The sequence below is a fragment of the Streptomyces sp. NPDC030296 genome (assembly GCF_055572815.1).
In genome coordinates this window covers 601,502-617,048 of the sequence record NZ_JBVICQ010000003.1, presented here as the reverse complement: position 1 = coordinate 617,048, position 15,547 = coordinate 601,502, and the positions used below count along the sequence as shown (strand labels likewise).

The window sequence follows — 15,547 nt, the reverse complement described above, 5'->3', positions numbered from 1 at the left end:
TGTGGGGCCTTGTTCAGTGTGCCTCGCGGGAGCTCGCGGCCAGCTCGCTCCAGAGGTATGCGCTGGCCTCGACGCCTTTGAGGAGCAAGTCCAGTTCGACCTTCTCGTCAGGGGCGTGCCAGCCGTCGGAGGGGACGGAGATGCCCAGGAAGAGCACGGGCGCGCCGAGGACTTCCTGGAGGTCGGCGGCAGGGCCTGAGCCGCCCTCGCGGGTGTAGCGGATCGGCTGCTGGAAGGCGCGGCCCATGGCGCGCACCAGGGATCGCAGGGCCGGGTGGTCCAGGGGCGTCAGGCAGGGGCGGGTGGCCCCGCTGAAGGTGATCTCGTGGCGGATGCCGGCGGGGACGTGTTCGGCGGCCCAGGCGGTGACGGCCTTGGCGATGTGGTCGGGGTCCTGGCCGGCGACCAGCCGGAAGGACAGCTTCACCATTGCCGAGGAGGGGATGATCGTCTTGCTGCCGGCGCCCTGGTAGCCGCCGCCGATGCCGTTGACCTCGGCGGTCGGGCGGGCCCAGACGCGCTCCAGGGTGGTGTGTCCGGCTTCTCCGTGTGCCGCCGTCGACCTGGCCGTGCGCAGCCAACGGTCCTCGTCGAAGGGCAGTTCGGCGAAGAGTTCGCGTTCCCGGTCGGTGAGTTCGACGATGCCGTCGTAGAAGCCGGGGATCGCCACGCGCGCGTGCTCGTCGTGCAGGGCGGCGACGAGGCGGGCGACCTCGGTGGCCGGGTTCGGGACGGCGCCGCCGAAGGAGCCGGAGTGGATGTCCTGGTCGGGGCCGTACAGCCGGATCTCGCACTCGGCGAGGCCGCGCATGCCGGTGCACACGGTGGGGGTGTCCTCGGACCACATGCCGGTGTCGGAGACGACCACCGCGTCGGCGGCGAGCCGCTCGGCGCGCTCCTCGACGAGGGCCCGGAAGTGCGGGGAGCCGGACTCCTCCTCGCCCTCGACGATCATCTTGAGGTGGACGGCGGGGGTGTCGCGGCCGGTAGTGGCGAGATGGGCGCGGACGCCGAGTGTGTGGAAGAACACCTGCCCCTTGTCGTCGGCCGCCCCGCGCGCGTGGAGGCGGTTTCCCCGGATGACGGGCTCGAACGGCTCGCTGTTCCAGCCGTCCTCGCGGGCGGCGGGCTGCACGTCGTGGTGGCCGTAGACCAGGACGGTGGGGGCCTCGGGGTCCTCGGAGGGCCATTCGGCGAAGACGGCGGGGGCGCCCGGTGTCTCCCAGACCTCGGCGACGGGGAAGCCGGTCTCCCGGAGCTTAGCGGCCAGCCAGTCGGCGCTGCGGCGTACGTCCGTCGCGTGCTCGGGCTGCGCCGACACCGACGGGATGCGCAGCCATTCCACGAGGTCGTCGAGGAAGGCGGCACGGTGGTTCTCGATGTACGTACGGACGGCGCTGTCCGGGGTCTCGCTCATGCTCACGAGACTATCGGCCCGCACCGGCGTACTCGTCCGGCGGTTCGTCCCCGAACGGCCCCGGGGCCTCCTCCGGCCACTCGGGGGCCTCGGAGCCCGGCTCCTCCAGGAGCAGCCGTTCCAGAGCCGCCCGGTCGGGGAGGTTCTCCGGCCGTACGACCTCACCCGTACGCACGTACAGGAACGCGGCCCCCACGGACTCCAGGGGCACGCCCCGCTGCTCGGCCCAGGCGAGACGGTACAGCGCGAGCTGGAGGGGATCGGCGGTGCGGGCGCGGCTGGTCTTCCAGTCGACGATCTCGTACGTCGTCGTCCCGTCGCCGTCGGTGTTCCGGTACACGGCGTCGATGCGGCCGCGTACGACGCGTCCGGCGATCCCGAGCTGGAAGGGCGCCTCCACGCGGTACGGCGTGCGCTGGGCGTAGGGGGTGCGTTCGAAGGCTTCCTTCAGTGCTTCCAGATCCCGTTCGTCGGCGATCTCGGCCTCGCTGCCGGGCAGGTCCTCCGGCTCCAGCATGGGCAGCCGTAGTTCTTCGAAGCGGGCCTCCACCCAGGCGTGGAAGCGAGTGCCGCGGCGTGCGGCGGGCTGCGGGGGGCGTGGCATGGGGCGCGCGAGTTCCTGGGCGAAGCCGTCGGGGTCGGCGGCCAGGCGCACCAGCTGCGACGCGGTCAGCGACGCCGGCAGGGGCACCTCGGTGACCTTCGCGCGGGCGCGCAGGAGCTCTCCGGTGAGGGCGTCGAGATCACGGTCCCAGGAGGCGATGGTGCGGGCCTCCTCGGGCGTCAGGTCGTCCTCGGCGGGGTGTCTGCGGGCGTGCGGCACCGAGGGCATGCGCGTGCCGTGGCCAGGAGGTGGGAGTGGGGGTGGGGTCTCGCGAGGCCGGGCCGTCGTCCAGGAGTCCCAGTCGGCGGCGTCCTCCTCGGGAAACCCGTCCCCCGGAAGGTCCTCGGGGAGGTGGTCCGGGTGGTCGTCGTCCAGCTGCTCGTCGTCAGGCGGAGGCGGCCAGTCCGGGTCCTCGTGGGCGTACGGGTCGTCCGCACCGTCCGGGTGGGTGTCCTCGGGGGCCGAGGCACGCTCCAGGTGGGCCAGGACGGTCTCGGCGGCCGCGCGGCGGCGGGCCAGGGCCGTGCCGTCCAGCGGCAGCGGCCAGGCGTGGTCGGCCGACGCCTCACGCAGGGCGGGGTTCTCCGCGCCCTCCTCGGGTGCGTCGGCCCAGACCTCGATCTCGCCGAACCCGGCGGCGCAGTGGTCGTGAAGGGCCGTCAGGAAGTCGGACGGGCCGCGCGGGCGCTTCTGGGAGGGGCCCCACCAGTGGCCGGAGCCGAGGAGCAGGGAGCGGGGCCGGGTGAACGTCACATAGCCCAGGCGGAGTTCCTCGGTGTGCTGGTGGTCCTTCATGGCCTCGTGGAAGGCCTTCAGGCCGCGTGAGTCCCATGCCTCCACATCGGGCAGGGTGTCGGCGTCGCCGCGCAGTTCGTGCGGCAGGACCCTGCCCTGGGCGGTCCACTTCTCGCGGCCCTGAGTGCTGGGGAAGGTCCCGGTGACGAGGCCGGGGACGGCGACGACGTCCCACTCCAGCCCCTTCGACTTGTGGGCGGTGAGCACCTTGACGGTGTTCTCGCCGCCCGGAAGGGCGTTGTCGAGGCCCTTCTCGTACTGGGCGGCCGTGCGCAGGAAGCCGAGGAAGGCGAGCAGGGTGGCCTCGCCCTCGCTGTTGGCGGCGAAGGAGGCGGCGATGTCGAGGAAGTTGGAGAGGGTCTCGCGGCGACGGGCGGCGAGGCCGTGCGGGGAGGCGGAGAGTTCGACTTCGAGGCCGGTGACGGCGAGCACCCGGTGGAGGACGTCCATGAGCGGGTCGGCGAGCGAGCGGCGCAGGTCGCGTAGTTCTGCGGCGAGGCGGGCGAACCGTACGCGCGCGTCCGGCGAGAAGGGCAGCCCGTCGTCCTCGCCCTCCGCTTCGAGGGGCAGTTCGAGGAACGTGTCGAGCGCGTCGGCCAGCGAGATCACCTCGGCCGGGTCGACGCCCTCGACGGCGGCGGCGAGCCGGCGGTCCGGATCGTCGTCGGCGCCCGCGCGCGCGTGCGACACGAGAAGCCTGGCCCGGCGTCCCAGGAGGGCGAGGTCGCGGGGGCCGATGCGCCAGCGCGGGCCGGTGAGCAGGCGGACCAGGGAGGCGTTGGCGCCGGGGTCCTGGAGTACCTCGCAGACGGCGACGAGGTCGGCCACCTCGGGGAGGTGCAGCAGCCCGGAGAGACCGACGACCTCGACCGGGATGTCACGGGCGACGAGCGCGCCCTGGATGTCGGCGAAGTCGGTGGCCGTACGGCACAGGACCGCGATCTCGCCCGGTTCCTTGCCGGTGCGTACGAGATGGGCGATCGAGTCGGCGATCCAGTCGAGTTCCTCGGCGTGGGTCGGCAGCAGCGCGCAGCGGACCAGGCCGTCGCGCTCGGCTCCGGGGGCGGGCCTGAGGGCCTCCACGCCCGCGTGCATCGCGCGCAGGGGCTCCGCGAGGCCGTTGGCGAGGTCGAGGAGGCGACCGCCGCTGCGACGGTTCTCGCTGAGCGCCTGGCGGGTCGCGGGGCGGCCGTCGGAGTGGGCGAAGTGCTCGGGGAAGTCGTCGAGGTTGGCGACGGAGGCACCCCGCCAGCCGTAGATGGCCTGGCAGGGGTCGCCGACGGCGGTCACGGGGTGACCGGTGCCACCGCCGAACAGGCCCGCGAGCAGCACGCGTTGGGCGACTGAGGTGTCCTGGTACTCGTCGAGCAGGACCACCCGGAACTCGTCCCGCAGCAGGCGACCGACCTCGGGCAGCCGGCCGAGACCGGCCGACAGGGCGATCTGGTCGCCGAAGTCGAGGAGGTCCCGTTCGCGCTTGGCGGCTCGGTAGCGGCCGACCAGCTCCGCGAGTTCCCGGCGGGCGGCGGCCGCCTCGGGGACCTTGCGGAGGTCCGCGTTGGAGAGCTTGGCGCTCTCCAGGTCGCGCAGCAGCTCGGCGTCGTACGCGCGGAGTTCCTCGGGGCGTACGAGGTGCTCGGCGAGTTCGGAGTCGAGTGCCAGGAGGTCGCTGACGAGGTCGGGGAAGGAACGGGTGAGCGCCGGGTAGGGGCCCGGGGACTCGCGGAGCACGCGCGCGGCGAGCTGGTAGCGGGTGGCGTCGGCGAGGAGGCGGGAGGTGGGCTCCAGTCCGATGCGCAGCCCGTGATCGGTGAGGAGCCGGCCCGCGAAGGCGTGGTACGTGGAGATGACGGGCTCGCCCGGGGGGTTGTCGGGGTCGATCACGTCGGGGTCGGTGATGCCCGCCTTGACCAGGGCCTTGCGCACCCGCTCGGCGAGTTCGCCGGCCGCCTTGTTGGTGAAGGTCAGGCCGAGCACCTGTTCGGGGGCGACCTGTCCGGTGCCGACCAGCCACACCACGCGCGCGGCCATCACCGTGGTCTTGCCCGAGCCGGCTCCGGCCACGATCACCTGCGGGGCGGGCGGCGCGATGATGCAGGCCGTCTGCTCCGGGGTGAACGGGATGCCGAGGAGCTCCTTGAGCTGCTCGGGATCAGTGATACGGGCGGACACCCCAGAGAGGCTAGCGGCGGCCACTGACAGCGGACGCCGGATCACCGCCCCGGCGGGGATAGGCACTGGTCAGCAGGGGTGGTGCTGTGGATCACGTCGGTCACTCGACCACGTGGCGGCCCTCCGGGCGGGCGCTGCAGGACGCCCGGAAAGCGCAGTGTGCACAGTGTTGTCCGGCGGTCGGGGAGAAGCGCTCGTCGAGGACCTTGCCGGCGGCGTTGGCGAGGAGGCCGCCGACCCAGTCGCCCTCCAGGGGCCCCTGAGCCTGCACCTTGGGAAGCGTCTCGCCGCCGTTCTTCTTGGCGGCGCCCTGCCGCAGCTGGACGAGTTCGGCACCGCCCGGTTCGGGCCGTGCGCCGCCGAAGGGCTCGTCGACGGCCCCCTCGCGGACCGCGAGCTGGTACACGGCGAGCTGCGGGTGCCGTTCGACCTCGGCGGCGGTCGGCGCCTGTTTGCCGGTCTTGAAGTCGACCACGTAGGCGCGGCCTTCGGCATCGGTCTCGACACGGTCCATGGACCCCCGGATCCGCACCTCGTAGTCGCCCGCTTCCAGGGTCACGTCGAAGTCCTGCTCGCTGGCCACCGGGGTACGTCCGGCGCGCAGTCCGTTCGAGTCGACGTGCCAGGTCAGGAAACGTTCGAGCGCCACGCGCGCGTGCTGCTTCTCCTGGTCGGACTTCCAGGGCGCGTCGAAGGCGAGCGCGTTCCACACGGAGTCGAGGCGCTCCATGAGGACGTCGAGGTCGGCGGGGGTGCGTCCGGAGGCGACCTCGTCCGCGAGGACGTGCACGACGTTGCCGAAGCCCTGGGCGGCGGTCGCGGGCGCGTCGGCCTTCACCTCGCGCCCCAGGAACCACTGCAGGGCGCAGGTGTTGGCGAGCTGGTCGAGGGCGCTGCCGGACAGCACGACGGGCTGGTCGCGGTTCCTGAGCGGGACCTTGCTCTCGGTGGGTTCGAACATGCCCCACCAGCGGTACGGGTGCGCCGACGGCACCAGGGGACGGCCGTCCTCGTCGCTCAGGGCGGCGAGCCTGGCCAGTCGCCGGGCGGCTGCCTCACGCAGCGCGTCGGACACTCGCGGGTCGACCGTCGTGGCGCGCAGTTCGGCCACGAGGGCGGCCACGGAGAGCGGGCGGCGGGGGCGGCCGGTGACGTCCTTGGGTTCCACGCCGAGTTCGGCGAGGAAGCGGGAGGGCTGGTCGCCGTCGTCGGCAGGGGCCTTCACCGCGGTGACGACGAGGCGTTCACGCGCGCGCGTGGTGGCCACGTAGAACAGACGCCGCTCCTCGGCGAGCAGCGCTCCGGGGGTGAGCGGTTCGGCGAGGCCGTCGCGGCCGATGCGGTCGGCCTCCAGGAGCGAGCCACGGCGGCGCAGGTCCGGCCAGAGTCCCTCCTGGACGCCCGCGACGACGACCAGGCGCCACTGGAGGCCCTTGGAGCGGTGCGCGGTCATCAGACGCACGGCGTCGGGGCGCACCGCCCTGCCGGTGAGCGTGTCGGCGGCGATGTCCTCCGCCTCGATCTCCGCGAGGAAGTTGAGCGCGCCGAGACCTCCGGTGCGTTCCTCCGCGCGGGCCGCGGTGGCGAACAACGCGCACACGGCGTCGAGGTCCCGGTCCGCGTTGCGTCCGGCCGCGCCGCCGCGCCGGGCGGCCCGCTCCAGGCGCCTGGGCCACGGCGTGCCGTCCCACAGGTCCCACAGGGCCTCCTCGGCCGTGCCGCCGCCGGCGAGGCGCTCCCGTGCCTTCCGCAGCAGCGCGCCGAGGCGTTGCGCGCCCCGCGCGTACACGGGGTCGTGGGCGACCAGCCGCTCCGGTTCCGCCAGGGCGCGGGCCAGCAGCTCGTCCGAGGGCGGCGGCACGGGGTTGCCGCCGGCCCGCTCCTCCTCGCGCAGGGCACGGCCCAGCCGCCGCAGGTCGGCGGTGTCCATACCGGCGAGGGGGGAGGCGAGGAGGGTGAGCGCGGTCTCGGTGTCCAGCCAGCACGAGTCCGGCTCGGGGGCGGCGGACGGCTGGCCGGACTCCGCCGCCGGACCGGCGTCGGGCTCGTGGTCCGCCTCCGAGGCCGGCCCGAAGTCGCGCTCGTAGCCCCCCTCCGGCGCCCCGCCTGTTCCGGTCTCCTCCGCCTTCTCACCGTCCTCGGTCCTCGCGCTCTCCCTGGGCCCCACAGGCCCCTGTGCGGCCGTCGAGCCGGCACCCAGCTCCGCCCGGGCGACCGCTCGCAGGGCCGTCAGGAGGGGCTGTACGGCCGGCTCGTGGCGGAGCGGCAGGTCGTCGCCGTCGATCTCCAGGGGTACGCCCGCTGCCGTGAGGGCACGTCGCATCGACGGGATCGTGCGGGCACCCGCGCGTACCAGGACGGCCATCTCGCCCCAGGGGACTCCGTCCTCCAGATGGGCCCGGCGCAGGACGTCCGCGATGTTGTCCAGTTCGGTGCCCGGCGTGGGGTACGTGTAGACCTCGACGCGGCCGCCGTCCCGTACCGGTCGGAGCTCGCGGTGGGCCCGTACCTTCTCCGCCGGGAGGCGGGTGAGCGGCATCCGCTGCGTGAGCAGTCGGGTGGCCGCGAGCAGGTCGGCCCCCGAGCGGCGGGAGGTGCGCAGTACCGCGACCGGCGCGGGGCGGCCGTCCGCGCGAGGGAAGGCGGCCGGAAAGTCCAGGATTCCGTTCACATCGGCGCCCCGGAACGTGTAGATCGACTGATCGGGGTCACCGAGGGCGACCAGGGTGCGGCCGCCGCCCGCGAGGGCCCTCAGCAGCCGTACCTGCGCCGGATCGGTGTCCTGGTACTCGTCGACGTAGACGGCGTCGTACTGCCCGGCCAACTGTTCGGCGACGCCGGGCCGGCCGGCGAGGAGCACCGCGCGGTGGACGAGTTCCGCGTAGTCGAGGACTCCTTGCAGGTCGAGGACGTCGAGGTACTCGGCGAGGAAGGCGGAGGCCGCGCGCCAGTCGGGACGGCCGATGCGGTCGGCGAAGGCCCGCAGGTCGGCGGGGGCCAGGCCCAGCTCACGGCTGCGGGCGAGGACCGCGCGGACCTCGTCGGCGAACCCGCGCGTGGTGAGGCAGGCGCGCAGCTCGTCCGGCCAGCGCACGTGCGCGAGGCCGAGGCGTTCGAGGTCGGGCTGTCCCGCGAGCAGCTCACGGACGGCGACGTCCTGCTCGGGACCGGACAGCAGCCGCAGCGGTTCGACGAACAGGTCGCTGTCCTGGTGGGCGCGGACCAGGGCGTAGCAGAACGAGTGGAACGTGGTGGCCCGGGGGGCCCGCGCGGCGCCCATGCACAGCGCCATGCGGTCGCGCAGCTCGACAGCCGCCTTGCGGCTGAAGGTCAGGACGAGGACGCGCTCGGGGTCGGCTCCGCGGGCGATGCGGGCCGCCACGGACTCGACGAGGGTGGTCGTCTTTCCGGTGCCCGGACCTGCGAGAACGAGCATGGGGCCCGTCTCGTGGTCAACCACGGCGGCCTGCTCGGCGTCCAGATGAGGGGGACTCGATCGGACCGGTGGGGTACGCACCAGTCGGTAAGCGCCACGGCTCCCCTGTCGCACCTGGGTGTGCGACAGGCGCCTGGTGGAGGAAGAGGAGCTCACGTGGTTCGCCGGTCCTGGTGGGTGTGCTGGTTGTCCTGCCCCTGCTCGTGGAGAGCGGTGGCCGCGGGGTGAGGCGGACACGTGCAGCCGACGCTACGCCGACGGGTGGTGCGGAAGCGCAGCTTCCTCTTGTTCCCTCCCGACTCACGCGGCCCGTGCGTCCCTCGCCCCACGAACGTACGGCATGCCGCCGACGTGCCCCGCTTCCCCCGTACGGGGGCGTCGGCGCGACCGTCGGACGCGGAATGCCGTCAGGTGTGATCTTCCGCGCGTTCGCCGCCGTCCCAGCCGGTGCGTTCACCGCCGTCCCAGCGCGCCCGTTTCATGTCGAGGCGCGGCACATGGCCCTCGGCGGCGCGGCTCGCCTCGCGCAGGGGCGTGCCCTCCGTCCGGTAGTGACCCAGCGCTCTCAGTTCGTGGCCGGGCAGCAGATGCCCGTCCGCACGGACCACCCGCCACCACGGCACGGCACCCCCGTAGAGGGCCATCACGCGGCCCACCTGGCGCGGGCCGCCCTCCCCCAGCCACTCGGCGACGTCCCCGTACGTCATGACCCGCCCGGGCGGGATCAGCTCGGCGACCTCGAGGACCCGCTCCGCGTACTCCGGCAGGGCGTCCGCCGGAAGGCTCTCCTCGCTCATCCGGCCCATCCTGCCCCACCCCACCGACAATGGGACGTGGTGGCCGACGCGTGCGTCCCTCGCTCCGAGGACGGTCTTCGGGCAGACTGTGCGCCCCCGCATTGCACCCTGATGCCCCTGTGTGCCCACCCGGCATGCCACCATCGTGCGGGCGGTGACTGGTGATACGAGACCAAGAAGAGACGATGAAGCAGCAGAGCGTGCACCCCGATGACGCGGCGGGCACCTCTGACGCCTCGTCGCGCCCGGACGCCGCCGACGGGGACGACAAGGGCGCAGGGACCGCCGACCCGAAGGACCCGGCGAGCACCGCGCCCGCGGAGACATCGCTCTCCCCCAGGGCGCGCGAGGACCGGCTCGACGACACGTCGTCGCAGGTCGGACCGGATGCCGACGTCCTGGACGAGGGGCACACCGAAGCGGTCGAGGGCGACGAACCACTGCTCCCCGCGCGCGTGCACCGTCCTTCGGACCTCATGCGGCTGTCGGTCGGCATCCTCGGGATCATCGTCCTGCTGGCGATCGCCGCGTTCGCGCACGGCACCACGGCCGGTCTCGAACAGGACATCAACAAGGGCACGGGCCAGGCACCCGATTTGATGATCAAGCTCGCGGGCCTGGGGTCGAGCATCGCGATCCTGCTGGTCCCGGTCGCCTTCGCGATCGAGCGCCTGGTCAAGCGGGACGGGCTGCGCATCGCGGACGGTGTGCTCGCGGCGGTCCTGGCGCACGGGGTGACCCTGGCGACGGACCTGTGGGTCGCCCGTACCGCCCCGGACTCGATCCAGGAGGCGCTGACCCAGCCCTCCCCCGGCGACATCCACGCCCTCACGGACCCCGTCCACGGCTATCTCGCGCCGGTCATCGCCTATATGACGGCCGTGGGCATGTCCCGCAGACCCCGCTGGCGCGCGGTGCTGTGGATCGTGCTGCTGCTGGACACGTTCTCCATGCTGGTCGCCGGCTACACGACGCCGTTCTCGATCATCCTGACGGTGCTCATCGGCTGGACGGTCGCCTACGGGACGCTCTACGCCGTCGGCTCACCGAACGTCCGCCCCACCGGCCGGACCCTGATGGCGGGCCTCAGGCGGGTCGGCTTCAAGCCGGTCAGCGCCGCCCGCGAGGAGGCCTCGGACACCACGGAAGGCGGCGATCGGGGCCGCAGGTACTTCGTGACGCTGGAGGACGGCCCACCCCTCGACGTCACGGTCGTCGACCGGGAGCAACAGGCACAGGGCTTCTTCTACCGCGTCTGGCGGCGGCTGACCCTGCGCGGCATCACGACGCGCCGCAGCCTGCAGTCCCTGCGCCAGGCCCTGGAGCAGGAGGCGCTCCTCGCCTACGCGGCCATCGCGGCCGGCGCCAACGCCCCCAAGCTGATCGCGACCTCCGAACTCGGACCGGACGCGGTGATGCTCGTCTACGAGCACACCGGTGGACGCACCCTGGACTCGCTGTCGGACGACGAGGTCACCGACGAACTGCTGCACGACACCTGGGCCCAGGTGAAGGCCCTGCAGTCACGCCGCATCGCGCACCGCAGGCTGGTGGGCGACGCGATTCTGGTGGATCGTTCCGGCACGGTGATCCTGACCGATCTGCGCGTGGGTGAGATCGCGGCCGGCGACCTGGTGCTCCGCATGGATGTCTCCCAGCTGCTGACCACGCTCGGGCTCCGGGTGGGCGCCGAGCGGGCGGTGGCGTCGGCGGTGAGCGTCCTCGGCCCCGACGCGGTGGCCGACTGTCTGCCGATGCTGCAGCCCATCGCGTTGTCCCGCTCCACGCGCGCGACCCTGCGCAGACTGGCCCGGGAGCGGGCGGAGCGCGAACGCGAGGCGGTCCTGGAGGCCTCCCAGCTCGCCAAGCAGGCCCGCGCGGAGGAGCACGAGGAGGCCGAGGCGGGCAAGACCGCCAAGAAGGCCGTACGAGCCGAGCAGCGGGCGGAGAAGCGGGCCATCGACGAGGCCCTGGAGGAGGCCCGCGAGGAGGACCTGCTCACCCAGATCCGCCACCAGGTGCTGCTCATCCGGCCGCAGGCGCCCGTCGAACCGGCCCGCCTGGAGCGGGTCCGGCCGCGCACCCTGATCAGTTTCATCGCCGGCGCCATCGGCGCGTACTTCCTGTTGACGCAGCTGACCCACATCGAGTTCGGGCCGCTCATCAAGAACGCCGAGTGGGGATGGGTCGCCGCCGCGGTGTTCTTCTCCGCGCTGAGCTATGTGGCCGCCGCAATGAGCCTGCTGGGCTTCGTACCGGAGCGGGTCCCGTTCCCCCGGACCGTGGCGGCGCAGGTCGCCGGGTCGTTCGTGAAGATCGTGGCCCCGGCGGCGGTGGGCGGTGTGGCGCTCAACACGCGCTTCCTGCAGCGGGCGGGGGTACGGCCGGGTCTCGCGGTGGCAAGTGTGGGCGCCTCGCAGCTGTTCGGGCTGGGCTGCCACATCCTGATGCTGCTGGCCTTCGGCTATCTCACCGGAACCGAGAAGACGCCGTCCCTGTCGCCGTCCCGCACGGTCATCGCGGGCCTGTTGACGGTCGCGGTGCTCGTCCTGGTGGTGACGTCGATCCCGTTCCTGCGGAAGTTCGTCGTCACGCGCGTGCGGTCGCTGTTCGCCGGTGTCGTCCCGCGCATGCTCGACGTGCTGCAGCGGCCGCAGAAGCTCGTTACCGGCATCGGCGGCATGCTGCTCCTCACCGGTTGCTTCGTGATGTGCCTGGACGCCTCGATCCGCGCCTTCGGTGACGAGAACGCCTCGATCAGCATCGCCAGCGTCGCGGTCGTCTTCCTCGCGGGCAACGCGCTGGGCTCGGCGGCGCCGACGCCCGGCGGTGTGGGCGCGGTCGAGGCCACGCTGACGGTCGGTCTCATCGCCGTCGGCCTCCCCAAGGAGGTCGCGGCCCCCGCTGTCCTGCTGTTCCGGCTCCTGACGCTGTGGCTGCCCGTGCTGCCCGGGTGGCTGGCCTTCAACCAGCTGACACGCAAGGGCGCCCTCTAGAGGGCGGTGCGCCGCCTCCACACGCGCGGGTGGGGGCGGATCTCAACCACTCGGCCCGCCCCCTCGGGACCCTCTCACCCGCTCGGCCCGCGCCCCGAGCGCACCGCTCGGGGCGGCTTCAGGATGAGGGCATGCCCACCTCGCTCCGGCTGCGCGCCGTCGTCCTGACCGCCATGGCCGTCGCCCTGTCCTGGGCGGCGGCGGGCTGTGGCGGCGAGCCCAAGGGCGAGGACGAGGATCTGACGACGCAGAAACTGGACTGGAAGGACTGCCCGGCGCCATCGGCGTCCGAGGGCGGCGGCCCAGCCCCCTCGCCCCTGCCCAACGGCACCCCCTGGCAGTGCGCCACCATGAAGGCTCCTCTCGACTGGGGCGACCCCAAGGGCGACACGATCGACATCGCGCTGATCCGGGCGCGGTCGAGCGGCGACCGGGACCGGCGGATCGGCTCGCTCGTCTTCAACTTCGGCGGCCCCGGGGGCTCGGGCGTCAAGGGGCTGCCCGCCTTCGCAGACGACTTCACCACGCTGCGCACCCGCTACGACCTGGTCAGCTTCGATCCGCGGGGAGTCGGTCGCAGCGCGGGCGTCGAGTGCGAGGACGACGAGGAACTCGACGAGTACTTCCAGCAGGACCAGACGCCGGACGACGCGTCCGAGCGGAAGGAACTCCTGGACAGCACGAAGACGTTCAACGCGGCCTGCGAGGACAACTCCCGCAAGACCCTCCCGCACGTCGGCACCCCGGACGCCGCACGCGACCTGGACCTGATGCGCGAGGTTCTCGGCGACGACGAACTGCACTACTTCGGCATCTCCTACGGCACCGAACTCGGCGGCGTCTACGCCCACCTGTTCCCCAAGAACGTGGGCCGGGCCGTCTTCGACGCCGTCGTCGACCCGACACAGACACCGGAACAGAGCAGCCTCGGGCAGGCCAAAGGCTTCCAGCTCGCGCTCGGCAACTTCGCGAAGGACTGTGTGTCGAAGGCGGAGGAGTGCCCGGTCGGCGACACCGCGCAGGACGTCGAGAACCGCATCATGACGCTCCTCGACGACCTCGACCGCGAGCCGATCCCGGGTGTCTTCCCCCGCGACCTGACGGAGTCCGCCGCCATCACCGGCACCGCGCAGGCCCTGTACTCCCAGGACCTCTGGCCCCTCCTCACCGAAGGGCTCCAACAGGCGTACGACGGGGACGGCCGACTGCTGATGCTGCTGGCCGACTCGATGAACGGGCGCAACGAGAACGGCGAGTACAGCAATCTGGCCGCGGCGAACGTCGCCATCAGCTGCGCCGACGACAAACAGCGGTACACCACGAAGGACGTGGAGGCGAAGCAGGGCGAGTTCCGGGCCGCCTCCCCCGTCTTCGGTGACTGGCTCGCCTGGTCCATGCTCACCTGTGCCGACTGGGCCGTCGCCGGCGCCGCCGACCATCCGGAGGTCAGCGCGGCGGGGTCGGCGCCGATCCTGGTGATCGGCAACACGGGCGATCCCGCCACGCCGTACGAGGGCGCGCGGAAGATGGTGGGGGCGCTCGGGGCGGGAGTCGGTGTCGAGCTGACGTACAAGGGGCAGGGGCACGGGGCATACGGCAGCGGGAACGGCTGCGTGAAGGCGGCCGTGGACGGCTACCTGCTCAAGGGCAAGGTCCCGAAATCCGGCACGGTCTGCACCTGAAACCGCAGGTCAGAACGTTATCCACAGGCCCCGACGCGAGCGCGGCAGTCCGCATACCATGGCATGACTGCCATTCACGACATCCGGCGGGTGGTGTCGTAAGGGGGGATTTGCTCATGGCTCGATGGCTACGGGGAGCGGCTCTGACCGCGGCTGCGGTGCTGGTCGCCGGCTGCAGTGGAGCTACCGACAGCGGGAAGGGCGAGAGCGCCGAGTCCGCGTCCGCGGTTCCCTCACCTTCCCCGCTCCCCACACAGAAGCTCGACTGGGGGCGCTGCGAGGCGACGTCGGAAGGTCCGGCGCCGGGCGGCGACTGGCGGTGCGCGACGCTCAAGGTCCCGCTGGACTGGTCGAAGCCGGACGGCGAGACGATCGGGCTGGCGCTGATCCGCAGCGAGGCGACCGGCGACAGGAGTGAACGGCTCGGCTCGCTCCTGTTCAACTTCGGCGGACCGGGCGGCTCGGGTGTCTCCACGATGCCCTCGTACGCCGCTCTCACGAGCGAGCTGCACAAGCGGTACGACCTGGTGAGCTGGGACCCCCGGGGCGTCGGCGGGAGTGAAGGGGTGCGCTGCCGCAGCGACAAGGAGATCCAGGCGGCCGAGTCCGTGGACGCCACTCCGGACGACGCCGCCGAGGAGACGGCCTTCTTCGACGACGCGGCCTCCTTCGGCGCCGGTTGCGAGCGGGCAGCGGGCAAGCTCCTGTCCCATGTGTCGACCGCCGACACCGCCCGCGACATGGACCTCATCCGCCGAGCGGTCGGCGACCGGAAGATGCACTACTTCGGCATCTCGTACGGCACGGAGTTGGGCGGCGTCTACGCCCATCTCTTCCCCGGGAACGTCGGGCGCCTGGTGCTGGACGCGGTCGTCGACCCGACCGCCGACACGGTGGGCCACGCCAAGAATCAGACCCTGGGCTTCCAGCGCGCCCTCGACAACTACCTCGCGTCGACAGGCCAGGACCCGAAGAAGGGCACCCGGAAGATCGCGGACCTGCTGGAGCGGATCGACGCCGATCCCCTGCCGACGACGTCCGGACGGGAGCTCACCCAGACCCTGGCGATCACCGGTATCGTCCTGCCGCTCTACAGCGAGCAGAGCTGGCCCGGCCTGACGAGCGCTCTCGACGCGGCGGAGGACGGCGACGGCACGGAGCTGCTGGCGCTCGCCGACGGTTACAACGAGCGGGACCCCTCGGGCCGCTACGGCACGACGACCCACTCGCAACGGGTCATATCGTGCCTGGACCAGAAGCAGCGGCCGACACCGCAGGAGACGAAGACGCTGCTGCCCGAGTTCCGGAAGCTCTCGCCCGTGTTCGGCGAGTTCCTGGGCTGGGACACCGCGGGCTGGTGCCACGACTGGCCGGTGCCCGGCCTGACGGACTCACCGGAGGTCAGCGCGCCGGGGGCCGACCCTGTTCTCGTCGTGGGCAACACCGGGGACCCGGCGACGCCGTACGAGGGCGCCGAGAGGATGGCGCGGGAGCTGGGCGAGGACGTCGGAGTGATGCTCACCTGGAAGGGCGAGGGCCATGGGGCGTACGGCAGCGGCAGCAGCTGTGTCGACTCGACGGTGAACGCGTATCTGCTGGCCGGGAGGGTGCCGAAGGACGGAAAGGTCTGCGCGTAGTCGTGGCCACC

At 72.5% G+C, this 15,547-nt stretch carries 7 protein-coding genes; 3 read left to right on the top strand and 4 right to left on the bottom strand.

Features of this window, described 5'->3' with window-relative positions:
• Nucleotides 1-13 precede the first annotated feature (13 nt).
• The 4 genes from ACZ4Z3_RS10760 to ACZ4Z3_RS10745 all read right to left on the bottom strand — a co-directional run bounded on the left by ACZ4Z3_RS10760 (nucleotide 14) and on the right by ACZ4Z3_RS10745 (nucleotide 9,221).
• A complete protein-coding gene (locus ACZ4Z3_RS10760) occupies nucleotides 14-1,417 on the bottom strand; it encodes a dipeptidase (protein WP_468500628.1) in 1,404 nt (467 codons plus the stop codon).
• A gap of 10 nt (nucleotides 1,418-1,427) precedes the next feature.
• The gene (locus tag ACZ4Z3_RS10755) at nucleotides 1,428-4,988 is read right to left on the bottom strand and encodes a UvrD-helicase domain-containing protein (protein WP_468500627.1); all 3,561 of its coding nucleotides are present in this window, start codon (nucleotides 4,986-4,988) and stop codon (nucleotides 1,428-1,430) included.
• A 100-nt stretch (nucleotides 4,989-5,088) separates the two neighbouring features.
• A complete protein-coding gene (locus ACZ4Z3_RS10750) occupies nucleotides 5,089-8,580 on the bottom strand; it encodes an ATP-dependent helicase (protein WP_468500626.1) in 3,492 nt (1,163 codons plus the stop codon).
• Between the two features lie 251 nt (nucleotides 8,581-8,831).
• Nucleotides 8,832-9,221 carry an MGMT family protein gene (locus tag ACZ4Z3_RS10745; protein WP_055714404.1) on the bottom strand — a complete coding sequence of 130 codons (390 nt, stop codon included), beginning with the start codon at nucleotides 9,219-9,221 and terminating at the stop codon, nucleotides 8,832-8,834.
• A gap of 185 nt (nucleotides 9,222-9,406) precedes the next feature.
• Here ACZ4Z3_RS10745 and ACZ4Z3_RS10740 point away from each other — a divergent pair, with 185 nt between their 5' ends.
• The 3 genes from ACZ4Z3_RS10740 (at nucleotide 9,407) to ACZ4Z3_RS10730 (ending at nucleotide 15,536) form a co-directional block, all read left to right on the top strand.
• A complete protein-coding gene (locus ACZ4Z3_RS10740; RefSeq protein ID WP_468500625.1) occupies nucleotides 9,407-12,217 on the top strand; it encodes a lysylphosphatidylglycerol synthase transmembrane domain-containing protein in 2,811 nt (936 codons plus the stop codon).
• A 131-nt stretch (nucleotides 12,218-12,348) separates the two neighbouring features.
• The gene (locus ACZ4Z3_RS10735) at nucleotides 12,349-13,899 is read left to right on the top strand and encodes an alpha/beta hydrolase (protein ID WP_468500624.1); all 1,551 of its coding nucleotides are present in this window, start codon (nucleotides 12,349-12,351) and stop codon (nucleotides 13,897-13,899) included.
• Nucleotides 13,900-14,015: 116 nt separating this feature from the next.
• Entirely contained in the window at nucleotides 14,016-15,536 is a 1,521-nt protein-coding gene (locus ACZ4Z3_RS10730) for an alpha/beta hydrolase (RefSeq protein WP_468500623.1), read from the top strand.
• Nucleotides 15,537-15,547: the final 11 nt, after the last annotated feature.

Excerpts from the sequence above, each read along its gene's own strand:
- ACZ4Z3_RS10760 (WP_468500628.1), bottom strand. The coding sequence starts at position 1,417 with ATGAGCGAGACCCCGGACAGCGCCGTCCGTACGTACATCGAGAACCAC.
- ACZ4Z3_RS10745 (WP_055714404.1), bottom strand. The coding sequence starts at position 9,221 with ATGAGCGAGGAGAGCCTTCCGGCGGACGCCCTGCCGGAGTACGCGGAG.
- ACZ4Z3_RS10740 (WP_468500625.1), top strand. The coding sequence starts at position 9,407 with ATGAAGCAGCAGAGCGTGCACCCCGATGACGCGGCGGGCACCTCTGAC.
- ACZ4Z3_RS10735 (WP_468500624.1), top strand. The coding sequence starts at position 12,349 with ATGCCCACCTCGCTCCGGCTGCGCGCCGTCGTCCTGACCGCCATGGCC.
- ACZ4Z3_RS10730 (WP_468500623.1), top strand. The coding sequence starts at position 14,016 with ATGGCTCGATGGCTACGGGGAGCGGCTCTGACCGCGGCTGCGGTGCTG.